Origin of the sequence: Curtobacterium luteum, assembly GCF_001475545.1 — a bacterium.
GTDB lineage: Bacteria > Actinomycetota > Actinomycetes > Actinomycetales > Microbacteriaceae > Curtobacterium > Curtobacterium luteum_A.
Genome location: NZ_LDQC01000076.1, coordinates 15,299 through 37,401, shown reverse-complemented (window position 1 = coordinate 37,401; position 22,103 = coordinate 15,299). Strand labels below are relative to the sequence as shown.

General features: G+C 72.0%; 21 protein-coding genes. 19 read left to right on the top strand and 2 right to left on the bottom strand.

Annotated elements, in window-relative coordinates:
- Positions 1 to 6: 6 nt before the first annotated feature.
- The 5 genes from ruvX (at position 7) to aroB (ending at position 5,088) form a co-directional block, all read left to right on the top strand.
- Positions 7 to 450: a Holliday junction resolvase RuvX gene (gene ruvX, locus NS184_RS13005; protein WP_058726560.1), complete on the top strand. Its 444-nt coding sequence runs from the start codon at positions 7 to 9 to the stop codon at positions 448 to 450.
- A gap of 91 nt (positions 451 to 541) precedes the next feature.
- Positions 542 to 2,086: an endolytic transglycosylase MltG gene (gene mltG, locus NS184_RS18755; RefSeq protein ID WP_242863051.1), complete on the top strand. Its 1,545-nt coding sequence runs from the start codon at positions 542 to 544 to the stop codon at positions 2,084 to 2,086.
- A gap of 58 nt (positions 2,087 to 2,144) precedes the next feature.
- Positions 2,145 to 3,365, top strand: a complete 1,221-nt coding sequence (gene aroC / locus NS184_RS12995; protein WP_058726524.1) for a chorismate synthase — start codon at positions 2,145 to 2,147, stop codon at positions 3,363 to 3,365.
- On the top strand, positions 3,362 to 3,994 hold the full coding sequence (locus tag NS184_RS12990; RefSeq protein WP_345969012.1) for a shikimate kinase: 633 nt from the start codon (positions 3,362 to 3,364) through the stop codon (positions 3,992 to 3,994). Before aroC ends, NS184_RS12990 begins: the two co-directional genes overlap by 4 nt.
- On the top strand, positions 3,991 to 5,088 hold the full coding sequence (gene aroB / locus NS184_RS12985; RefSeq protein WP_430733544.1) for a 3-dehydroquinate synthase: 1,098 nt from the start codon (positions 3,991 to 3,993) through the stop codon (positions 5,086 to 5,088). The genes NS184_RS12990 and aroB overlap by 4 nt, the downstream gene beginning before the upstream one ends.
- Positions 5,089 to 5,112: 24 nt before the next feature.
- Here the strand turns inward: aroB and NS184_RS12980 are convergent, their stop codons facing one another.
- Positions 5,113 to 5,292: a hypothetical protein gene (locus NS184_RS12980; protein ID WP_058726523.1), complete on the bottom strand. Its 180-nt coding sequence runs from the start codon at positions 5,290 to 5,292 to the stop codon at positions 5,113 to 5,115.
- Positions 5,292 to 5,597, bottom strand: a complete 306-nt coding sequence (locus tag NS184_RS12975) for a hypothetical protein (RefSeq protein WP_152998214.1) — start codon at positions 5,595 to 5,597, stop codon at positions 5,292 to 5,294. Before NS184_RS12975 ends, NS184_RS12980 begins: the two co-directional genes overlap by 1 nt.
- A 176-nt stretch (positions 5,598 to 5,773) precedes the next feature.
- Between NS184_RS12975 and NS184_RS12970 the strand changes: the two genes are divergently transcribed.
- The 14 genes from NS184_RS12970 to NS184_RS12905 all read left to right on the top strand — a co-directional run bounded on the left by NS184_RS12970 (position 5,774) and on the right by NS184_RS12905 (position 21,979).
- Positions 5,774 to 7,462 (top strand): ABC1 kinase family protein, encoded by a 1,689-nt coding sequence (locus NS184_RS12970; protein ID WP_058726521.1) that lies wholly within the window; start codon positions 5,774 to 5,776, stop codon positions 7,460 to 7,462.
- A 163-nt stretch (positions 7,463 to 7,625) separates the two neighbouring features.
- Positions 7,626 to 8,189 (top strand): elongation factor P, encoded by a 564-nt coding sequence (gene efp, locus NS184_RS12965; protein ID WP_022902498.1) that lies wholly within the window; start codon positions 7,626 to 7,628, stop codon positions 8,187 to 8,189.
- Positions 8,190 to 8,199: 10 nt separating this feature from the next.
- Complete coding sequence (nusB, locus tag NS184_RS12960) at positions 8,200 to 8,676, top strand: transcription antitermination factor NusB (protein WP_058726520.1); 477 nt, start codon at positions 8,200 to 8,202, stop codon at positions 8,674 to 8,676.
- A gap of 57 nt (positions 8,677 to 8,733) precedes the next feature.
- Positions 8,734 to 9,309: a bifunctional pyr operon transcriptional regulator/uracil phosphoribosyltransferase PyrR gene (pyrR, locus tag NS184_RS12955; protein WP_058726519.1), complete on the top strand. Its 576-nt coding sequence runs from the start codon at positions 8,734 to 8,736 to the stop codon at positions 9,307 to 9,309.
- Positions 9,309 to 10,271, top strand: a complete 963-nt coding sequence (locus NS184_RS12950; RefSeq protein WP_058726518.1) for an aspartate carbamoyltransferase catalytic subunit — start codon at positions 9,309 to 9,311, stop codon at positions 10,269 to 10,271. The genes pyrR and NS184_RS12950 overlap by 1 nt, the downstream gene beginning before the upstream one ends.
- Complete coding sequence (locus NS184_RS12945; RefSeq protein WP_058726517.1) at positions 10,268 to 11,647, top strand: dihydroorotase; 1,380 nt, start codon at positions 10,268 to 10,270, stop codon at positions 11,645 to 11,647. The genes NS184_RS12950 and NS184_RS12945 overlap by 4 nt, the downstream gene beginning before the upstream one ends.
- Positions 11,644 to 12,189: a hypothetical protein gene (locus tag NS184_RS12940; protein WP_058726516.1), complete on the top strand. Its 546-nt coding sequence runs from the start codon at positions 11,644 to 11,646 to the stop codon at positions 12,187 to 12,189. The genes NS184_RS12945 and NS184_RS12940 overlap by 4 nt, the downstream gene beginning before the upstream one ends.
- Positions 12,189 to 13,388: a glutamine-hydrolyzing carbamoyl-phosphate synthase small subunit gene (gene carA, locus NS184_RS12935; protein WP_058726515.1), complete on the top strand. Its 1,200-nt coding sequence runs from the start codon at positions 12,189 to 12,191 to the stop codon at positions 13,386 to 13,388. The genes NS184_RS12940 and carA overlap by 1 nt, the downstream gene beginning before the upstream one ends.
- Complete coding sequence (gene carB / locus NS184_RS12930; protein WP_058726514.1) at positions 13,388 to 16,666, top strand: carbamoyl-phosphate synthase large subunit; 3,279 nt, start codon at positions 13,388 to 13,390, stop codon at positions 16,664 to 16,666. The genes carA and carB overlap by 1 nt, the downstream gene beginning before the upstream one ends.
- Before the next feature lie 5 nt (positions 16,667 to 16,671).
- The gene (gene pyrF, locus NS184_RS12925; protein WP_275935034.1) at positions 16,672 to 17,550 is read left to right on the top strand and encodes an orotidine-5'-phosphate decarboxylase; all 879 of its coding nucleotides are present in this window, start codon (positions 16,672 to 16,674) and stop codon (positions 17,548 to 17,550) included.
- Positions 17,547 to 18,467: a guanylate kinase gene (gene gmk, locus NS184_RS12920; protein WP_430733543.1), complete on the top strand. Its 921-nt coding sequence runs from the start codon at positions 17,547 to 17,549 to the stop codon at positions 18,465 to 18,467. Before pyrF ends, gmk begins: the two co-directional genes overlap by 4 nt.
- 36 nt (positions 18,468 to 18,503) lie before the next feature.
- The gene (rpoZ, locus tag NS184_RS12915) at positions 18,504 to 18,767 is read left to right on the top strand and encodes a DNA-directed RNA polymerase subunit omega (RefSeq protein WP_022906709.1); all 264 of its coding nucleotides are present in this window, start codon (positions 18,504 to 18,506) and stop codon (positions 18,765 to 18,767) included.
- A gap of 5 nt (positions 18,768 to 18,772) precedes the next feature.
- Positions 18,773 to 19,987, top strand: a complete 1,215-nt coding sequence (metK, locus tag NS184_RS12910) for a methionine adenosyltransferase (RefSeq protein ID WP_152998213.1) — start codon at positions 18,773 to 18,775, stop codon at positions 19,985 to 19,987.
- A 9-nt stretch (positions 19,988 to 19,996) separates the two neighbouring features.
- Entirely contained in the window at positions 19,997 to 21,979 is a 1,983-nt protein-coding gene (locus NS184_RS12905; RefSeq protein WP_058726513.1) for a hypothetical protein, read from the top strand.
- Positions 21,980 to 22,103 lie beyond the last annotated feature (124 nt).

Sequence of the window (22,103 nt, the reverse complement as noted above, 5' to 3'; positions counted from 1 at the left end):
GTGGCGATCCGGTCCGGGCGGCGGCTCGGCATCGATGTCGGCCGTGCTCGGATCGGGGTCGCCGTGTGCGACCGCGACGGGTTGCTCGCGACGCCGGTCGAGACCGTCCGACGCGATGACGACGCCGACCTCGGGCGGATCCTCGCGATCGCGGACGAGTACGAGGTGCTCGAGGTGGTCGTCGGCCTGCCGCTGTCGATGTCCGGCGGAGACACCCCGTCGACCGAGGACGCACGGGTGTTCGCCGCGCGGATCGCCGAGCACCGTCCGGTCCGGCTCGTGGACGAGCGGCTGTCGACCGTCACGGCGCAGCGCGGCCTCCACCAGGCCGGCCGGAACACGAAGAAGTCCCGCGCCGTGATCGACCAAGCGGCCGCTGTTATCATTCTGCAACACGCGCTCGACCACGAGCGTGCGTCCGGCGCCCCGCCAGGGGCCGAGCTCCCCTGACGGACGAGCCCAGCGAAGAGCGGGCTCCGACGGACCGCTGCCGTGTGCGGTGCCCCAGCGGGAGTCCCCGAACGAGAGACCAGAGGATCCGTTGGCAGACGACCTGGACTGGAACGCGATCATCGCGCCCGCTGGCGACGGCGGACGGCGACGGCTCGGCGACGACGCCGAGTCGGACGACGACCGCCCGCTGTCACGCCGTGAGGCGCGCGCACGCGAAGCCGCACGGGAGGCAGCCGCGGAGCCGCAGCACGACGACGTCACCCCCGACCGCCGGTCCGGCGACGGGCAGCGTGGTGACGGGGAGCGTGACGACGAGCAGCGTGCGGAGGCCCCGCCCGTCGACGACCTGGCTCCCACGGTCTCGCGACGTGACCGCGACCGACCGGTGTCGCCGGCCGATGCACCCGTCGCGACCAGAGCCGAGGAGCTGCACCCGGAGGTGACCGCCCTGCTCACCGGTGAGCACGTCGTGCCGCAGGACGAGGTGGCACGAGCCGCGGCAGCAAGAGCCGGCGAGGGGCGTGGCGGGGGAGGCCGTGCCTCCAGGCCGGGTCGCGAACCGCGACCACCGCGCCGCCGCGGACCGCTCATCGCGGGGATCGTGATCGTGGCGATCGTCCTCGCGGGCGGGGTGGCCGGGTACGGGTTCATCGCACCGAAGATCCAGCAGGTCGTGGCCGCGGTCACCGGGGCGCAGGAGTCGGACGACTACAGCGGCGGCGGGACCGGCAAGGTCACCATCACCATCAGACAGGGCGACATCGGCGAGGACGTCGCGAAGACCCTCCAGCGAAGCGACGTCGTGAAGAGCTCGAAGGTCTTCTACAAGCTCCTGCTGCAGTCGCCCGAGGTGCAGTTCCAGCCCGGCTCGTACACCCTGAAGAAGGAGATGAGCTCGAAGGCGGCCCTCGCGGCGCTGCAGGACCCGTCGAACGCCGTCAAGGCGTCGATCGTCATCCCCGAGGGCACGGCGCTGAAGGACATCGAAGCCGGCATGGTCTCGAAGGCCGGACTCACCGAGGCCGAGGTCTCGGCCGCAGCGAAGGACGTCTCCGCCTACGGGCTCCCGGCGAACGCGAAGACCCTCGAGGGGTGGCTGTTCCCGGCGACCTACCCGATCAACCCGGGCTGGACCGCGAAGCAGTACTTCCAGTCCATGGTCGACACCATGAAGGAGCACCTTGCCTCCGCGGGTGTCGCCACGGCCGATCAGGAGCGCGTGATCGTCTTCGCGTCGCTCGTGCAGAAGGAGGCCGGCCTCGCGGCGGACTACCCGAAGGTCGCGCGGGTCTTCCAGAACCGGCTCGACATCGACATGCCGCTGCAGTCCGACGCCACCGTCGCGTACGGGACCGGGAACACGCACCGCGTGACCACGACCGACGAAGAGCGCGGCGACGCCTCGAACGAGTACAACACCTACGTGCACAAGGGTCTGCCGCCGGCGCCGATCTCGAACCCGGGTGACATCGCGATCAAGGCCGTGACGGACATGGCGCAGGGCAAGTGGCTGTACTTCGTGACGGTGAACCTCGAGACCGGCGAGACGGTGTTCTCGGACACGTACGCCGAGCACCAGGTCGCGGTGGCGAAATTCCAGGCGTGGTTGCGGGCACACCCCGACTACCAGTAGGCCCGGCCGCCACGAGGCCCGGCGTCGCACACGACCCCGCTGTGGGAGGATTGTCACCATGCTTCGTTGGTTGACTGCTGGTGAGTCCCACGGACCCGAACTGATCGCGATGCTCGAGGGTCTGCCCGCGGGTGTCCCGGTGTCGTTCGAGTCCATCCGTACCGACCTCGCGCGCCGCAAGCTCGGGTACGGCCGGGGCTCCCGCATGAAGTTCGAGCAGGACGAGCTGCACGTGTCCGGCGGTGTCCGGCACGGCTACTCCCTCGGCAGCCCGATCGCGATCCGCATCGGCAACACCGAGTGGCCGAAGTGGGTCGAGGTCATGAGCCCCGAGCCGATCGAGCAGACGGAGATGTCGCGCGGGCGTTCGGCGCCGCTGACCCGACCGCGGCCCGGTCACGCCGACCTCGTCGGGATGCAGAAGTACGGCTTCGACGAGGCCCGCCCGATCCTCGAACGCGCCTCCGCCCGCGAGACCGCCGCTCGGGTGGCGCTCGGCGCCGTCGCGAAGTCCTTCCTCGCCGAGCTCGGCATGCGGTCGGTGGCGCACACGCTCCAGGTCGGGACCGTCCGTGTCCCGGACGGAACGGCCCTGCCGCTCCCCGACGACGTCGACCGTCTCGACGACGACCAGCTGCGCTGCTTCGACGCCGAGACCTCGGCGCGGATGGTCACCGAGGTCGAGGCCGCGAAGAAGGACGGCGACACCCTCGGCGGCGTCGTCGAGGTCCTCTTCTACGGCGTCCCGCCGGGGCTCGGGTCGCACGTGCAGTGGGACCGACGACTCGATGCGCGCCTCGCCGCAGCGATCATGGGCATCCAGGCGATCAAGGGGGTCGAGGTCGGTGACGGCTTCGCGACCGCCGGCCGCCGCGGCTCCGAGGCACACGACGAGCTCTACCGCGAAGACGGCGAGATCGTCCGGACCACCGACCGTGCCGGCGGCACCGAGGGCGGTATGTCCACCGGCACCGTGCTGCGGGTCCGCGCCGGGATGAAGCCGATCGCGACCGTGCCGCACGCTCTGCACACCATCGACGTCACGACGGGTGAGGACGCGTCCGCGCACCACCAGCGTTCCGACGTCTGCGCCGTCCCTGCCTCGGGGGTGGTCGCCGAGGCGATGGTCGCGCTCGTCCTCGCCGACGCGGTGCTCGAGAAGTTCGGCGGCGACAGCGTGGCGGAGACGAAGCGGAACCTCGACGCGTACCTCGCGTCGATCCCCGAGACGCTCCGCTCCCGTCGGACCGAGTCGGCGGACACCACGCCCGTCCCGTGAGCGGCGGACCGCGATCCGGAGCGGCACGCACGGGTCGGCTCTCGGCGCCGGTGGTCGTCATCGGCCCGATGGGCGCGGGCAAGTCGACCGTGGGCAAGCGCGTCGCGAAGGCCCTCGACGTGCCGTTCACCGACACCGACCGGGTGATCGTCCGCGACCACGGCCCGATCCCGACGATCTTCGAGACGCGCGGCGAGCCGGCGTTCCGCGAGTTCGAGGCCGCCGCCGTGCGCGACGCCGTCACCAGCGGTGGCGTGGTCGCCGTCGGGGGCGGGGCCGTCACGCACGCGGCCACCCGCGAAGCGCTTGCAGGGGCACGGATCGTGCTCCTCACGGTCTCGCCCGAGGCGGTGGCGGACCGGATCGCCGGAAGTGACCGTCCGCTGCTCGCACACGGCGGGATCGACGCGTGGCAGACGATCATGGACGAGCGTGCCGCGACCTACGCCGAGCTCGCCCACGTGGTCCTCGACACCTCGCGTCGGCCGATGTCCCACGTCGTGGCGGACGTCGTCGCGTGGGTCCGTGACCACGAACAGCAAGCAGGTGCACCCGACCCGAACGCACCAGGTGCAACCGCACCGGGCGCGGGCGGACCGCGCACGAACGAACCAGGAGCGACCCCGTGACCGAAGCCGTCCTGCCCGAGGGCACCACCGAGATCCGCGTCGGCGGCGATGACGGCTACGTCGTCGCGGTCGGCAACGGGCTGCTCGGCTCCGTGCCCGTGCTGCTCGGCCCCCGGGTCGCGAAGGTCCTCATCGTGCACGCGCCGACCCTCGGCGCGCGGGCGAACGACCTCCGCGAGATGCTCGTCGACGCGGGACTCGAGGCACTCATCGCCGAGGTCCCCGATGCCGAGGGCGCCAAGCGCGTCGAGGTCGCGGCGTTCTGCTGGCAGATCATGGGGCAGTCCGACTTCACCCGGACGGACGCCGTGATCGGGCTCGGCGGCGGGGCGGTCACCGATCTCGCCGGCTTCGTCGCCGCCACCTGGCTCCGCGGCGTGCCGTACGTCGCCATCCCGACGAGCGTGCTCGGCATGGTCGACGCGAGCGTCGGCGGCAAGACGGGGATCAACACGAACGAGGGGAAGAACCTCGTCGGCGCGTTCTCCGCCCCCCGTGCGGTCGTCGCGGACCTCGACCTCGTGCGCTCGCTCCCGCGCAACGAGATCCTCACCGGCTTCGCCGAGATCGTGAAGGCCGGGTTCATCGCCGTGCCGGAGATCCTCGACGTCATCGAGGCGGACGTCGCCCGCGTGACCGACCCGACCACGCCTGAGTTCCGGCGGGTGGTCGAGCTCGCGATCGAGCTCAAGGCGCAGGTGGTGTCGGACGACTTCACCGAGCAGGGCCGGCGCGAGATCCTCAACTACGGGCACACGCTCGGGCACGCGATCGAGCACGCCGAGCGCTACCAGTGGCGGCACGGCGCGGCGGTCGCGGTCGGCATGGTGTTCGCCGCCGAACTCGCGCGGCTCACCGGGCACCTCGACGACGCAACGGTGGATCGGCACCGGTCGGTCCTGGAGTCACTCGAGTTGCCCACGACCTACGGCATCGGACGGTGGGAAGGTCTCCTCGCGACCATGCGCCGCGACAAGAAGGCACGTGCGGGCATGCTGCGGTTCATCATCCTCGACGGGGTCGGCAAGCCGACGACGCTCGAGGGGCCCGAGGACCACCTGCTGTTCACGGCGTACCAAGAGGTCGGCGTCTAGCCGGACACCGAGTGGCGGGCGGACTCAGCGCAGGACACGCCGTGTCCGTCGCCACCACCACTTCACCCGCATCGACACCGTGAGGACGTTGGTGCGACGCCACTCCAGGTACTCCGGCACCGTTGCGCCGTTCTCGTACGCCCAGTACTCGTCGTCATCACGGTCCGGGTCCATCGCGTCGGGCAGCGCCTTGAACAACGGCATCAGCGGTCCTCCTCGGGGTCGTCGTCCTGGACCAGCGGCGGGCTCATCACCCGGCGAAGCGCCCGGGTTGCGAGTTCGCGGTCAGGCCTGGACCACCACGCTACGTGTTCGAGTCGCCGGAGCACAGTGATTGATATGTCGTACTCTGCCTTGGTCCGGCGATCGCCGATCGCCCAGACGAACCGCCGCCACGCATGGTCACGGTCGGCGGCTCGGCGCGACTGGAACGCGCCGAACCAGCTGACGACGGCGGCGCCGATCGCCGCCCCTGCGGCGATCAAGGCGCCGATGAGTGCTGTCTCCATGCACTGATCCTCGACGGCCCAGGGCGGCCACCGATCGGCCGGGAGCCGACCTGTGGACGGCGAGACGTGCCTCCAGACTGTGCAGGAGCCGACCGCCGAGCCGCGCACGTCGCGTCGGCCCTCCCGCGTACCCGCGTCGCCCAGCCGGACCCAGGCCACGGGAGCAGACTGGTCCGGTGCCCACCCCGCCCCGCCTGAGCGACCTCGGCCAGCAGGACGCGGACGTCGGCAGCCTGCGCACCCGCGGCCGCCGCTTCGCCGAACTCCTGCGCATCGCCCGACGTCACCACCTCCTCCCGTTCCGCCGCCTCGACTTCTCCCGTGACCCCGAGACGAGCGAGCTGCGGCGTGACCAGGCCGACCACCTGCGCCGCGCGCTCGAGGAGGCCGGCGGCGGCTTCGTCAAGATGGGGCAGCTGCTCTCCACCCGGGACGACCTGCTCCCGGACGAGTGGACCGAGGAGCTCGCGCACCTGCAACGGAACGTGGCGCCCGCGCCCGCGGACGAGGTCGCCGAACTCCTCGCGACCGAACTGCACGCGCCGGTGGACGAGGTCTTCGCGTCGTTCGACCCCGAACCCGTCGCCGCCGCATCGATCGCACAGGTGCACCGTGCGCGCCTCCACGACGGCACCGAGGTCGCGGTCAAGGTCCAGCGGCCCGGTATCGACACCGCCGTGCGCCGCGACGTCGACATCGCGCTGCGGGTCGTGCGCTTCCTGGCGCGCACGAGCACCGAGGCGCGGCAGGTCGGCGTCGTGGACGTGGCGTCGCAGTACGCGGCGGACCTGGTCCGGCAGGTGGACTTCTCGTCAGAGGCCCGGAACCTCGCCGCCCTCCGTGCCGCGCAGGCCCGGAGCGCCCGGCCGGACGAGGTGTACCTGCCCGTGCCGTACCCCGAGCTGTCCGGCCGCCGGGTCCTCGTGATGGAGTTCCTCGAAGGCGACACGTTGAGCGCGCTGCGCGCGCAGCGGTCGGACCGCGACCTCGACGCGCCGATGCGCGCGATCCTGCGGGCGTTCCTCCGGCAGGTGGTCTTCGACGGGCTCTACCACGCGGACCTCCACCCGGGGAACGTCGTGCTCCTGCCCGACGGTCGGCCAGCGTTGATCGACTTCGGTTCGGTCGGGAGGCTCGACCCCGGTCTCCGGGACACGGTCCAGGAGCTGCTGGCCGGCTACCTCCAGGACGACACGGCCCGGATCGCCGACAACGTCCTGCGGATGGCCCCCGTGCGCGATCCCCGCGACGAGGCCGACTTCCGTCGGGACATCGCCCGCTTCGTCGCGGACGAGCTCGGCCCGGGCGCCCGCATCGGCGTGCAGACCGTCGACGACGCCGTCGAGGTGTTCGGTCGCTACCGGTTGAAGCCGCCGCCCGACTTCGTCGCGGCGGCACGGGCGCTCGCGATCTTCGAGGGAACGCTCCGGACGCTCACACCGTCGTTCGACCTCCTCGAGGAGTCACGGGACCTCGCGAAGCAGCAGATCCGCGACCAGCTGCGGCCGTCGGCGCTGCGGGACGTCGCGGTCCGCGAGCTGTTCGGTGTCGTGTCCGCGGCGCGGAAGCTCCCGCGTCGGGTCGACCGGATCACGGAGGCGATCGAGACCGGTCGGCTGTCGGTGAACATCCGACTCTTCGGGGACCGGCAGGACCGGCGGCTCGTGACCGGGCTCATCCGGCGGATCCTGCTGGTGCTGCTCGGCTCGGGGGCCGGGATCCTGTCGATCGTGTACCTGACCCTGCCGGCCCGTCCGACGGCGGCGCTGTCGACCGGGGCGGCCGGGGCGCTGCTCGGCGGGGCGACGGTGGTGCTGCTCGGGTGGGCGGCGATCGACGCGTGGCGGGCGCGGCGGCAGGACTGATCGGACGGTCCGGAGTCTCCGCGGCCCGGCCCGACGCAGCCGCGTCCGGCAGCGGGACCCCGTCCGCTACACTCGTCGGGGCGTCGCGCCGATCCGGCCAGCGACCGCCGCGCCGGGCCGCAGTGCCCGCGAGACCTTCACAACACCATCGAACGGAAGACCCATGGCGAGCACCACTGACATCAAGAACGGCGCCGTTCTCATCATCGACGGCCAGCTCTGGTCGGTCGTCGAGTTCCAGCACGTCAAGCCGGGCAAGGGCGGTGCGTTCGTCCGCACGAAGCTCAAGAACGTCGTCTCCGGCAAGGTCGTCGACCGCACCTTCAACGCGGGCGCCAAGATCGACACCGCGACCGTCGACCGTCGCGACTACCAGTACCTGTACCAGGACGGCGAGTCGTACGTGTTCATGGACACCGACACCTACGACCAGATCCCCGTCTCGGAGACCGTCGTCGGCGACGCGAAGAACTACCTCCTCGAGTCCGCCATGGTCACCATCGCGATGAACGAGGGCAACCCGCTGTACATCGAGCTCCCGACGTCGATCGTCACCGAGGTCGAGACCGAGCCGGGTCTCCAGGGCGACCGCTCCTCCGGTGGCACGAAGGACGCGACGATCATCGCGACCGGTCACCGCATCCAGGTCCCGCTGTACCTGGAGAACGGCACCACCGTGAAGATCGACACGCGCGACGGCAGCTTCCTCGGCCGCGTGAACAACTAGGCGACGCCGTATGAGTGCTCGTTCGAAGGCCCGCAAGCGCGCCCTCGACATGCTGTACGTGGCGGAGGTCCGCGAGCTGCCGATCGCGGACGTCCTCGCGACCGAGACCGTCCGGCACCTCGACCAGCCCGAGCGTGCGTCGAGCTGGGACTACGCCCGGCAGATCGTCACGGGAGTGGACGAGGCGCGGCACGAGATCGACTCCGTGATCGTCGACCACGCCCAGGGGTGGTCGATCGCCCGCATGCCGGTGCTCGACCGCTGCATCCTCCGCATGGGCGTGTGGGAGCTCCGCTTCAACAGCGAGGTGCCCGACGCCGTCGCGATCGCCGAGGCCGTCGAACTGGCGCAGTCCCTCTCCACCGAGGAGTCCGCGGGCTTCGTCAACGGTGTGCTCGGCGCCGTCGCCGGCGGTCGGGCCCCCGGGTCGAAGCAGCAGGATGCACCGTCCGGTCGGACGGTCGCAGGGGGCCAGGAGTCCCGGTAGGGTTGTCCACGTCAGCGTCCTTTAAGTCCGTCCGGTGAGGCGGGGAAGGAGGTCGGCGTGGGTACCCGAACGGTCCTGCAGAACACCGACATCACGCGTGCTCTGACACGCATCGCGCACGAGATCCTCGAGGCAAACCACGGCGCCTCGGACCTCGTGCTCCTGGGCATCCCGACACGGGGTGCCGTCCTGGCGGAGCGCCTCTCGGCGATCCTGTCCGACATCGAGCCCGACTGGGCTGCCGACCGCGACCAGCGGCTCGGCACCCTCGACGTGACGATGCACCGTGACGACCTCGGTCACGGCATCGGGCGGGCGCCGCACCGGACCACGATCCCCACGAGCGGCATCGACGGCAAGGTCGTCGTGCTCGTCGACGACGTGCTGTACTCCGGCCGCACCGTCCGGGCTGCGCTCGACGCGCTGCAGGGCATCGGTCGGCCGCGCGCCGTCCGGCTCGCCGTGCTCGTCGACCGGGGCCACCGCCAGCTCCCGATCCGCGCGGACCACGTGGGCAAGAACCTGCCGACGGCCTCGGACGAGCGGGTCACGCTGCGGCTGACCGAGACGGACGGCACCGACGAGGTCGTCATCGAGCAGCCTGAGGCACAGCAGCCGGGGGGCGACTCCTGATGCGCCACCTCCTCTCCACCGCCGACCTCTCCCGCGCCGAGGCCGTCCACATCCTCGACGTCGCCGAGGAGATGGCCGAGGTCAACACCCGCGAGGTCCGGAAGCTCCCGGCCCTCCGCGGCAAGACGGTCGTGAACCTCTTCTTCGAGGACTCCACCCGCACCCGCATCTCGTTCGAGGCAGCCGCCAAACGGCTCTCCGCCGACGTCATCAACTTCGCGGCGAAGGGGTCGAGCGTCTCGAAGGGCGAGTCCCTGAAGGACACCGTCCAGACCCTCGGCGCGATGGGCATCGACGGCATCGTGATGCGTCACGGCGCGTCCGGCGCCCCGCGGGTGCTCGCGGACGCGGACTGGATCGACGTGCCGGTCGTCAACGCCGGGGACGGCACGCACGAGCACCCGACGCAGGCCCTGCTCGACGCCTTCACGATGCGCCGCCGCCTGCACCGTGCGGCCAGCCGGGGCCAGGGCCTCGACGGCGTCCGCGTCGCGATCGTCGGCGACGTCCTGCACAGCCGTGTGGCACGCAGCAACGCCTGGCTCCTCCGCACGCTCGGCGCCGAGGTCACGTTCGTCGCCCCGCCGACGCTGCTGCCCGCCGTCGACCGCCCGTTCGGTGCCGCGGTCCACCACGACCTCGACGTCGCCCTCGCCGAGGACCCCGACGTCGTGATGCTGCTCCGCATCCAGCAGGAGCGCATGCACGACGCGTTCTTCCCGAACGAGCGCGAGTACACGCGGCACTTCGGCCTCACGGCAGCGCGCGCCGCGGCGCTCCCCGAGCGCACGCTGATCATGCACCCCGGCCCGATGAACCGCGGCCTCGAGATCGCCGGCGTCGCCGCCGACGACCCGCGCTCGACGGTCGTCGAGCAGGTCGCCAACGGCGTGAGCGTCCGCATGGCCGTCCTCTACCTCGCCCTGACGGGCGACCACGACGCGAAGGAGTCCGTCGCATGACCGCCCACCTCATCCGCGGCGCGCAACTGGTCGACGGCACGCGTGCCGACATCCGCCTGGAGGCACGACGCATCACCGCGGTCGGGTCCGGTCTCGACGCGGCCGGGGCGACGGTCGTCGACGCGGACGGCCTGATCGCCCTGCCCGGCCTCGTGGACCTGCACACCCACCTCCGAGAGCCCGGCGGCGAGGAGTCCGAGACGGTCCGCACCGGGTCGCGCGCGGCGGCCGCCGGTGGCTTCACCGCCGTGAACGCGATGGCGAACTCGAACCCGGTGGCGGACACCGCCGGCGTGGTCGAGCAGGTGCAGGCGCTCGGGGACGACGCGGGCTACGTCACGGTCCGCCCGATCGGCGCGGTGTCGCAGGGCCTGCAGGGCACGCACCTGTCGGAGATCGGTGCGATGGCGACGAGCCGTGCGCGTGTCCGGGTGTTCTCGGACGACGGCTCCTGCGTCGCGGACCCGCTGCTCATGCGCCGGGCACTCGAGTACGTCAAGGGCTTCGGCGGCGTCATCGCGCAGCACGCCCAGGAACCCCGGCTCACGATCGGCGCCCAGATGAACGAGGGCCGACTCTCGTCGGAGCTCGGGCTCGCCGGTTGGCCGGCCGTCGCGGAAGAGGCCATCATCGCCCGCGACGTCCTGCTCGCCGACCACGTCGGCGCACGGCTGCACGTCTGCCACGTCTCGACCGCCGGCAGCGTCGAGGTCATCCGCTGGGCGAAGTCCCGCGGGATCCACGTCACCGCCGAGGTCACGCCGCACCACCTCGTGCTCACCGAGGACCTCATCGCCGGGGTCGACGGCGCGCCGGGGTACGACGCCCGGTACAAGGTCAACCCGCCACTCCGCGCCCGCGAGGACGTCGAGGCACTCCGGGCCGCCCTCGCCGACGGCACGATCGACATCGTCGCCACCGACCACGCGCCGCACACCGCCGAGGCGAAGTGCTGCGAGTGGCCCGCCGCCGCGAACGGCATGGTCGGTCTCGAGTCCGCGCTGAGCGTCGTCCAATCCGCCGTGGTCGACTCCGGCCAGCTCGCGTGGTCGGACGTCGCCCGCGTCCTCTCGGAAGCACCGGCGCGCATCGGCCAGGTCGACGGACACGGCCACGGCGTGGTCGAGGGCGCTCCGGCCGAGGTCACGCTGTACGACCCGAACGCGTCGCGGGACTTCGCCGTGACCGACCTCGCCGGCCAGTCGCAGAACTCGCCGTACCTCGGCATGCGCCTGCCGGGCCGGGTCGTCGCCACGTTCCACCACGGCTACCCGACCGTGCTCGACGGCGCCGTCGTCGACGACGAGACCGTCGCGGCGCGCGCCGCCGAGACGGTCGCGGCGCACGCGGCCGCGGCCCGCGAGGCTGCACGGTGAGCGGCGACGCCGCCCGGTGGCTCACCGGGGGAGTCATCCTCCTCCTGGTGGCCCTGCTGTTCCTCGCGATGGCGCGCACGTGGCGGACCCGGAGCCGCGCGCAGGCGGGTGCCGTGCCTCCCGTCCCGGTCCCGGCCGACCCGGGTCCGCAGGTCGGGTCGTGGGACGGCTTCACGGTCGCGACGACCCGCGCCGACCAACCGCTGGAGCGCATCACCGCCGGCGGGCTCGGCTTCCGGGGCCGCGGGGGCGTGAGCGTCCACGAGCGCGGCGTGGTCATGCACCACGCCGGGGCACCCGACCGCTGGGTCGCGGCCGACGCCGTCCGCGGCGCCGACCGCGCCACGTGGGCCATCGACCGTGTGGTCGAGCCCGGGGGACTGGTCCGTCTGCGATGGACGGCGACCGGCGCCGCAGGTGCGACGGACCTCGACACCTACTTCCGGTTCCCGGAGGGCGACGCGGCAGCAGCACTCGCCGCCCTGCAGGGACCGACGACGAAGCACGAGCACCCGCACACCGCGGGCGAAGGGACGAACTGATGACACGCGAACGGGCCCTACTGGTCCTCGAGGACGGCACCCGCTACGAGGGACGGGCGTACGGTGCCCGAGGCCGATCCCTGGGTGAGGTGGTCTTCGCGACCGGCATGACCGGCTACCAGGAGACGCTGACCGACCCGTCCTACGCCGGGCAGATCGTGGTGCAGACCGCGCCGCACATCGGCAACACGGGTGTGAACGACGAGGACCCCGAGTCCCGCCGCATCTGGGTGGCCGGCTACGTGGTGCGCGACCCCAGCCGCATCGTGTCGAACCACCGCGCGAACGCGACGCTCGACGACCACCTCGTCCGCGACGGCATCGTGGGCATCGCCGGGGTCGACACCCGGGCGCTCACCCGCCGGATCCGCGACGCGGGCGCGATGAAGGGCGGCGTGTTCAGCGGCCCCGAGGCGGACCTGTCGGCGGACGAGCAGCTCGCGGCCGTCCGCGAGCAGGCCGGCATGGCCGGGGCGAGCTTCTCCTCGGTCGTGTCCACCCCCGAGACCTACGTGGTCCCCGCGGTCGGTGAGCAGATCGGCCGACTGGCCGTGCTCGACCTCGGCGTCAAGGCATCCACCACGCGCTACCTCGCCGAGCGCGGGTTCGAGGTGCACGTCGTGCCGCAGGACCTCACCGCGTCGGCGCTGCAGGAGCTCGATCCCGACGCCCTCTTCTACTCGAACGGCCCCGGCGACCCCGCCGCGAGCGACGCGCAGGTGTCGCTGCTGCAGGAGTCGCTGAAGACCGGTCGTCCGTTCTTCGGCATCTGCTTCGGCAACCAGCTCCTCGGCCGCGCGCTCGGCTTCGGCACGTACAAGCTGCCGTTCGGCCACCGCGGCATCAACCAGCCCGTGCTCGACACCACGACGGGCAAGGTCGAGATCACGAGCCAGAACCACGGCTTCGCGGTCGACGCGCCCCTCGGCGAGGTCATCGAGTCGCCCGCCGGGTTCGGCCGCGTCGAGGTCTCCCACTACTCCCTGAACGACAACGTGGTCGAGGGCCTCCGCGCGCTCGACGTCCCCGCGTTCAGCGTGCAGTACCACCCCGAGGCGGCGGCCGGCCCGCACGACTCGATGTACCTGTTCGACCGGTTCGCGGACCTCGTCCGTGCCCGACGTGACGGCCGGCCGCTCGACGCGGCCACCGCCGACGCCACGACCCCCGCAGCCGACGTCACCAAGGAAGCCAACTGATGCCGAAGCGCGCAGACATCAACTCCGTCCTCGTCATCGGCTCCGGCCCGATCGTCATCGGGCAGGCCGCCGAGTTCGACTACTCCGGCACCCAGGCGTGCCGTGTCCTCCGCGCCGAGGGCGTCCGGGTGATCCTCGTCAACCCGAACCCGGCGACGATCATGACCGACCCCGACTTCGCCGACGCGACCTACATCGAGCCGATCACGAGCGCCTCGCTCGAGGAGATCATCAAGATCGAGCAGCCCGACGCGGTCCTGCCGACCCTCGGCGGCCAGACCGCACTGAACGCGGCGATCAAGCTCGACGCCGAGGGGATCCTCGAGAAGTACGGCGTGGAGCTCATCGGCGCGAAGGTCGACGCCATCCAGCGCGGCGAGGACCGCCAGCTCTTCAAGGAGCTCGTGCTCGAGTCCGGCGCCGACGTCGCCCGGAGCCACATCGCGCACACCCTCGAGGAAGCCAAGGAGTACGCGGCCGACCTCGGGTACCCGCTCGTGGTCCGTCCGTCCTTCACGATGGGTGGCCTCGGCTCGGGCTTCGCCTACAACGAGGAGGAGCTCGTCCGCTTCGTGGGCGACGGCCTCCAGTCCAGCCCGACCACCGAGGTGCTCCTCGAGGAGTCGATCCTCGGCTGGAAGGAGTACGAGCTCGAGCTCATGCGCGACAACTTCGACAACACGGTCGTCATCTGCTCGATCGAGAACGTCGACCCGGTCGGCGTGCACACGGGCGACTCGATCACGGTCGCCCCGGCCCTGACGCTGACCGACCGCGAGTACCAGAACATGCGGAACATCGGCATCGACATCATCCGCCGCGTGGGCGTCGACACCGGCGGCTGCAACATCCAGTTCGCGGTCGACCCGTCGAACGGCCGGATCATCGTCATCGAGATGAACCCGCGCGTGTCGCGCTCGTCGGCCCTCGCCTCGAAGGCGACGGGCTTCCCGATCGCGAAGATCGCCGCGAAGCTCGCCATCGGGTACCGCCTCGACGAGATCCAGAACGACATCACGCAGGTGACGCCGGCGAGCTTCGAGCCGACGCTCGACTACGTGGTCGTGAAGACCCCGCGGTTCGCGTTCGAGAAGTTCCCGGCCGCCGACGCCACCCTCACCACGACGATGAAGAGCGTCGGCGAAGCGATGGCGATCGGCAGGAACTACGCCACCGCGCTCCAGAAGTCGCTGCGGAGCCTGGAGAAGCGCGGGTCCAGCTTCCACTGGGACACCCCGGCCGCCGAGCTCGACAAGGACGCGCTGCTGGAGCAGTCGACGACCCCGACGGACGGCCGGATCGTCACGGTGCAGCAGGCCCTCGTCGCCGGTGCCACCGCGGACGAGGTCTTCGAGGCGACCAAGATCGACCCCTGGTTCATCGACCAGATCGTCCTCATCAACGAGGTCGCGGGCGAGGTGGCCGCCGCCGAGACGCTCGACGCCGACACCCTGCGGTGGGCGAAGGAGCACGGCTTCAGCGACGCCCAGATCGCGTCGCTGCGCGGGATCACCGAGCAGGAGGCACGTGACGCCCGGCACGGGCTGGGCATCCGCCCGGTCTTCAAGACGGTCGACACCTGCGCCGGCGAGTTCCCCGCGCTCACGCCGTACCACTACTCGTCGTACGACACCGAGACGGAGGTCGCCGCGAGCGACCGCAAGAAGGTCGTCATCCTGGGCTCCGGCCCGAACCGCATCGGCCAGGGTGTGGAGTTCGACTACTCCTGCGTGCACGCGTCCTTCGCGCTGAGCGACGCCGGGTTCGAGACGATCATGATCAACTGCAACCCCGAGACCGTCTCCACGGACTACGACACGTCGGACCGTCTGTACTTCGAGCCGCTGACCACCGAGGACGTCCTCGAGGTCATCGAGGCCGAGGCGGCATCCGGTGAGCTCGTCGGCGTGGTCGTGCAGCTCGGCGGGCAGACGGCCCTCGGGCTCGCGAAGCCGCTCGAGGCCGCGGGCATCCCGATCCTCGGCACCTCGCCGTCGGCCATCGACTCAGCCGAGGAGCGCGGGCAGTTCGCTGCGATCCTCGAGGACGCCGGCCTCCTCGCACCCCGCAACGGCACCGCGCACGACCTCGCGAGCGCGACCGCGGTGGCCGAGGAGATCGGCTACCCGGTCCTCGTCCGGCCGTCGTTCGTGCTCGGCGGCCGCGGCATGGAGATCGTCTACGACCCGACCGCCCTCGCCGACTACTTCGACCGGATGGCCGACCAGGCGATCATCGGCCCGGAGCTGCCCCTCCTGGTCGACCGCTTCCTCGACGACGCGGTGGAGATCGACGTCGACGCCCTCTTCGACGGGGAGCGCCTGTACATCGGCGGGATCATGGAGCACATCGAGGAGGCCGGCATCCACTCCGGCGACTCGGCGTGCACCCTGCCCCCGGTCGGACTCGGCAAGGCGGAGATCCGCGGCGTGGTCGAGGCCACCGAGCGGATCGCGCGCGGCATCGGGGTCCAGGGCCTGCTCAACGTCCAGTTCGCCATCGGCGCCGGCGTGCTCTACGTCCTCGAGGCGAACCCCCGAGCCAGCCGCACCGTGCCCTTCGTCTCGAAGGCGCTCGGCATCCCGCTCGCCAAGGCCGCGAGCCGGATCATGACCGGGACCTCGATCGACGCCCTCGTCGCCGAGGGGCTCCTGCCCGAACGCGACGGCTCGTCGGTGCCCCCGCAGGCCCCGGTCGCCGTGAAGGAGGCCGTGCTGCCCTTCCGGCGCTTCCGGACCCACGACGGCCAGGTCGTCGACTCGGTGCTCAGCCCCGAGATGCGCTCCACGGGCGAGGTCATGGGCATCGACCGCGACTTCCCGCGGGCGTTCCTGAAGTCGCAGGACGCCGCGTACGGCGGCCTGCCGACGAGCGGCACCGTCTTCGTGAGCGTCGCCGACACCGACAAGCGTCAGGTCGTCCTGCCGATCCACCGCCTGCAGCAGCTCGGCTTCACGATCACGGCGACCGAGGGGACCGCCGAGGTCCTGCGCCGCAACGGCATCGAGGTCACCCTCGTCGGCAAGTTCAGCGAGGGCGGCGAGAGCGTCGTCGACCTGCTCGCCCGCGGCGAGGTCGACATCGTCATCAACACGCCGTCCGGTGCGGCCGGGCGCGCGGACGGCTACGAGATCCGCGCGGCCACCGTCGCGGCGGACAAGCCGCTGTTCACGACGATCGCCCAGCTCGGCGCGGCGGTCGCCGCGATCGAGACGATCGGCACCGAGCACACGGTCCGCAGCCTGCAGGACTACGCGCTCGAGCGCGCCACCTGGTGAGCCCGGTGGCACAGCCGGGAGGCCCGACCCCCTTCGGCGTCCGGCTCGCGGACGCCATGGCGTCGCGTTCCGCACTGTGCGTCGGCATCGACCCCCACGCCGCCACCCTGGCGGCGTGGGGGCTCGGCCGCGACGAGCAGGGATTGACCGCCTTCGGCGCGACCCTGGTCGACGCGGCTGCCGGCCGCGCGTCGATCGTGAAGCCGCAGATCGCGTTCTTCGAGGCCGCGGGGGTGGCGGGCTACCGCGCGCTCGACGCGACCCTGCGTCGGGCGCGCGATGCGGGCCTCCTGGTCGTCGCCGACGTGAAGCGTGGCGACATCGGCAGCACCGGTGACGACTACGCGGAGGCCTGGGTCGACCGCGACGGGCCGTTCCGGGCCGACGCGATGACCGTGTCGCCGTACCTCGGCTACGGATCGCTCCGCGGCACGATCGACACCGCGCGGGCGAACGGCGCCGGGGTCTTCGTGCTCGCGGCGACGAGCAACCCCGAGGCGCGCGTGCTGCAGACCGCCGTGCTCGCGGAGGGGCCGCGTGCCGGGCGGACCGTGGCGGCCGGTATCGTCGAGGACGTGGCAGACGACAACCGGACCGCGGGCGACGCGCCCCTCGGGGACGTCGGGCTCGTGCTCGGCGCGACCCTCGACCTCGACGACTTCGGGATCTCGGGCGACGACATCGGCACCGCGCCGGTGCTCGCACCGGGCTTCGGCGCGCAGGGTGCCCGCATCGAGGACCTCCGCGCACTGTACGGCTCGCGCGCCGGGCAGGTGCTCGTGAACGAGTCGCGCGGCCTGCTCGTCGACGGCCCGGACGGCGTCGCCGCGCTCGTCGCCGACCGTGCCGACCGGATCGCCGCAGCACTGGGAGCCGCGGCGTGACGGACGAGACCGGACGCGAGCAGCTGCCGGCCCACCGCAACCCGCCAGAGGTCGACCGGGTCGCCGCCGCGCAGGCCGCGGTGGCGGCGCGACGCGCCCGAGCAGCGGTGAAGGCCGCGATCGTCGCGGGTGAGCGCACGCCGCTCGAGGTCGCCCGGGCCGCGTGGTCCGACGAGGACGCCCCGGCGGAGAAGTCCCTCCGCGTCCGCGACCTCCTGACGTCGCTGCCCGGCATCGGCCCGGCGCGCGCGGACTCCGTGATGCGGACGCTGCGGATCGCGTCGTCGAAGCGGCTCGGCGGACTCGGGGTCCGGCAGCGTTCGGCGCTGGCGGACTGGCTCGCCGCCCGCGGGCAGCGGCGCACGGCGTCGAAGCTCGTCGTGCTCGCCGGTCCGACGGCCGTCGGCAAGGGCACCGTGAGCGCGTACATCCGCGAGCACTTCCCGGACGTGAACCTCAGCGTGTCCGCGACGACCCGGAAGCCCCGCCCGGGCGAGGTCGACGGCGTGCACTACTACTTCGTGGACGACGCCGAGTTCGACCGGATGATCCGCGACCGCGAACTGCTCGAGTGGGCGACCGTGCACAACTCGTACCGCTACGGCACGCCGCGTCCGCCGATCGACCGAGCGCTCGACGCCGGGGACCGCGTGATGCTCGAGATCGACCTGCAGGGCGCCCGTCAGGTGAAGGACGCCATGCCCGAGGCGGTGCTCGTGTTCCTGCTGCCGCCCACGTGGGAGGAACTGGTGCGTCGGCTCATCGGCCGCGGTACCGAGTCCGCGGAGGAACAGGCGCGACGACTCGAGACCGCGAAGGTCGAACTCGCCGCTCAGGACGAGTTCGACGTGAAGATCGTGAACTCCGATGTCAGCACCGCGGCACACGAAGTCGTAGACTTGTTCACTGCGCCCTGACGGGCGAGAAGCATTCTTCCCTCGACAGGAGACACCATGGCCAACCCCCAGGGCATCATCGACCCGCCCATCGACGACCTGCTCGCCAAGGTCGAGTCGAAGTACGCGCTCGTGATCTTCGCGTCGAAGCGCGCCCGCCAGATCAACGACTACTACGCCGACCTGCACGAGGGCTCGCTCTTCGACAACGTCGGTCCGCTCGTCGACTCGACCATCGACGACAAGCCGCTCTCCGTCGCGCTCCACGAGATCAACGAGGACAAGCTGACGGTCACCAAGCAGCAGCAGCCCACCGACTGATCCCGGTGACGACGAGCAACCTGCGCCTCTTCACGTCCGAGTCGGTGACCGAGGGGCACCCCGACAAGATCTGCGACCAGATCTCGGACACCATCCTCGACGCGCTGCTCGCGGTCGACCCGCACGCGCGCGTCGCCGTCGAGACCATGGTGACCACCGGTCTCGTGCACGTCGCCGGTGAGGTCACCACCTCCGGCTACGTCGAGATCCCGAAGCTGGTCCGCGACGTCATCACGGGCATCGGGTACAACTCGTCCGAGGTCTCCTTCGACGGCCGCACGTGCGGTGTCGAGGTGTCGATCGGGGCGCAGTCGCCGGACATCGCACAGGGCGTCGACGAGTCGCTCGACAGCCGCTCCGGTGCCGGTGTCGACCCGCTCGACCGCCAGGGTGCGGGTGACCAGGGCATCATGTTCGGCTTCGCGACGAACGAGACCCCCGAGTACATGCCCGTCGCGATCTGGCTCGCGCACCGGCTGGCCGAGCGCCTCGCCGCGGTCCGGAAGGCGGGCGAGCTGCCGTACCTCCGCCCCGACGGCAAGACGCAGGTCACGGTCGGCTACGACGGCGTCGTGCCGAAGACCGTCGAGACCGTCGTGCTCTCGACGCAGCACGCGCCCAGCGTGACGCTCGAGCAGCTGACCGCTGACGTCACCGAGCACGTGATCCGTCCGGTCCTCGCGCAGGTCGAGCTCGACTCGTCGCACGTCGACGTCATCGTGAACCCGACCGGCCGCTTCGAGATCGGCGGCCCCCAGGGCGATGCCGGGCTCACCGGGCGCAAGGTGATCGTCGACACCTACGGCGGTGCCTCCCGGCACGGCGGCGGCGCGTTCTCCGGCAAGGACCCGTCGAAGGTCGACCGCTCGGCCGCGTACGCGCTGCGCTGGGTCGCGAAGAATGCCGTCGCCGCGGGCCTCGCCGACCGGCTCGAGGTCCAGGTGGCCTACGCGATCGGCCGTGCCAAGCCCGTCGGACTGTACGTCGAGTCCTTCGGGACCGGCCACGTCGACGACGCCACGATCGAGGCCGCGATCCTGCGGGTGTTCGACCTCCGTCCCGCGGCGATCATCCGCGACCTCGACCTCCTCAAGCCGCGCTACGCCACCACGGCGACGTACGGCCACTTCGGTCGCGAGCTCCCCGGCTTCACCTGGGAGCAGCTCGACCGCGTCGAGGAACTGCGCGCCGCGGCAGGACTCGTCCCCGCCACCGTCTAGCGGTACCGCGTGACCACCGTCGCGCGCGTCGTCCTCGACTCGCCGCTCCCGCAGTTGGACCGTCTGTTCGACTACCGGGTGCCGAGCGAGCTCGAGGACGACTGCGTGCCCGGGGTGCGCGTGAAGGTACCGCTCCGGACCGGCGCCCGGATGTCCGACGCGTACGTCGTCGAGGTCGTCTCCGAGGGAGACTGGCCCGGGGAACTGAGCCAGGTCGAGGAGGTCCTCTCCCCGGTGCCGGTCCTCGCGCCGGAGATCTGGACGCTCGCGCGCGCCGTCGCCGACCGTGCCGCGGGCGTGGCCTCCGACGTGCTCCGGCTCGCCGTACCGACCCGTCAGGTGCGGGCCGAGAAGGCCTGGCTGGCCCGCGACACCTCGTGGTCGCCGCCGACGGTCGAGCCCACCCCCGTCACCGGCTACGCCGAGGGCGTCCTGGAGGCACTGCTCGCCGCCCACGGTCGGGCTGCGGTCGACGCCGTCCCCCACCCCGTCGACCTCGGCTCCGCCGACGAACCCGTCTGGGTCCCCGGCTGGGCCGCGACGCTCGCGCAGGCGGCGTCCCAGGTCATCGCTCGCGAGGAGTCTGCGGTGCTCGCCGTGCCGGACTTCCGGGACGTGACCGACCTCGAACGTGCCCTGCTCGCCCTGCTGCCGTCCGAACGGGTCGTCCGGTTCGACGCCAAGCAGACGAACGGCCAGCGGGCGAAGGCACTGCTGCAGGCCCGCACCCACGCGGTGGTCGCGATCGGCAACCGCACGGCGGTGTTCGCGCCGGCGACCGAGCTCGGGCTCATCGCGATGTGGGACGACGGGGACGCCTCGTTCATCGAGCCCCGGGCGCCGTACGTGCACAGCCGGGACGTCGCGCTCGTCCGGGCCGCGCAGTCCGGCGCCGCGCTGCTGTTCCTGGCACACGCCCGTTCGACGGACGTGCAGCGGCTCGTCGAGCTCCACTGGCTGCAGGAGGTCGCACCGTACCGGGTGCCGACGCCGAAGGTGGTCCCGACGGCGCAGCAGGCGAGCGCCGAGGGCTTCGCCGCGCAGGCCCGGATCCCGAGCACCGCGTGGCGGGCCGCCCGCGAGGCCAGCCAGCACGGCCCGGTGCTGGTCCAGGTCGCGAACCCGGGCTTCGGCACCGGGCTCGTCTGCGCCGACTGCGGTGAGCGTGCCCACTGCCGGGTGTGCGGGGGACCGCTCGGCAGCCCGCACCGGAACGCGACGCCGCAGTGCCGGTTCTGCGGTGCCCTCGCCGTCGGGTTCCGCTGCCCGACGTGCGGCGGCGGGAAGCTCAAGCCCGTCGGGCAGGGGGCCCAGCGCACCGCCGACGAGCTCGGTCGTGCGTTCCCCGGCACGAGGATCGTGGTCGCCGACGGCTCCCGGCCGCTCGACGAGGTCCCGGCCCGCCCCGCGGTGGTCGTCGCGACCCGAGGCGCGGAACCGAGCGTGCCCGGCGGGTACGCCTGCGTGCTGCTCCTCGACGGCGAGCGGCTGCTCGCGCGCGAGGGGCTCCGGGTGCAGGAGGACGTCCTGCGGTTCTGGACGAACGCCGCGGCGAAGGGTGCACCCGGCGCCGAGGTCTACCTGGTCGGCATCGGCGGACGACTCGCGACGGCGATGGCGACGTGGCGGCTCGACGGGCCGGCGCACGACGAGCTGGCGGACCGGCGCGAGCTGCACTTCCCGCCGGCGGTACGGGTCGCGACGCTGACCGGGACGGACGAGGCCGTGACCGCGGCGGTCGAGGCCCTCGGCGACGCGACGGTCGGTCCGGTCCTCGGCCCGGTGCCCGTCGAGGGCGACCCGGTGCCCGGAACCGTCCGGGCGATCGTGCGGTTCCCGTACGCGCACGGTGCGGAGGTCGCGGCGACGCTCAAGGCCGAGGTGATCCGGCGCTCGTCGACACGGCGGGTGCTCCCGGGCGGCAACCGTCGCCGCGCGGCGCCGACCCTGCGCGTGCGGCTCGACGACGCCGAGCCGTTCACCGAGGTCTGACCCGCGCGGCCCCGGACGCCAGGCAGCGCGTGCCACCGCTGCCGAACGACCCGTCCGTCGTCGTGCGACAACGGCGCCGTCGCTCCTTGCACGCGCAACGATCGGTGCCGTCGTCCGCCGCTGT

Coding starts and splice junctions, on each gene's coding strand:
- aroC (WP_058726524.1), top strand. CDS start 2,145: ATGCTTCGTTGGTTGACTGCTGGTGAGTCCCACGGACCCGAACTGATC.
- NS184_RS12980 (WP_058726523.1), bottom strand. CDS start 5,292: ATGCCGTTGTTCAAGGCGCTGCCCGACGCGATGGACCCGGACCGTGAT.
- NS184_RS12975 (WP_152998214.1), bottom strand. CDS start 5,597: ATGGAGACAGCACTCATCGGCGCCTTGATCGCCGCAGGGGCGGCGATC.
- efp (WP_022902498.1), top strand. CDS start 7,626: ATGGCGAGCACCACTGACATCAAGAACGGCGCCGTTCTCATCATCGAC.
- nusB (WP_058726520.1), top strand. CDS start 8,200: ATGAGTGCTCGTTCGAAGGCCCGCAAGCGCGCCCTCGACATGCTGTAC.
- NS184_RS12950 (WP_058726518.1), top strand. CDS start 9,309: ATGCGCCACCTCCTCTCCACCGCCGACCTCTCCCGCGCCGAGGCCGTC.
- NS184_RS12945 (WP_058726517.1), top strand. CDS start 10,268: ATGACCGCCCACCTCATCCGCGGCGCGCAACTGGTCGACGGCACGCGT.
- carA (WP_058726515.1), top strand. CDS start 12,189: ATGACACGCGAACGGGCCCTACTGGTCCTCGAGGACGGCACCCGCTAC.
- carB (WP_058726514.1), top strand. CDS start 13,388: ATGCCGAAGCGCGCAGACATCAACTCCGTCCTCGTCATCGGCTCCGGC.
- rpoZ (WP_022906709.1), top strand. CDS start 18,504: ATGGCCAACCCCCAGGGCATCATCGACCCGCCCATCGACGACCTGCTC.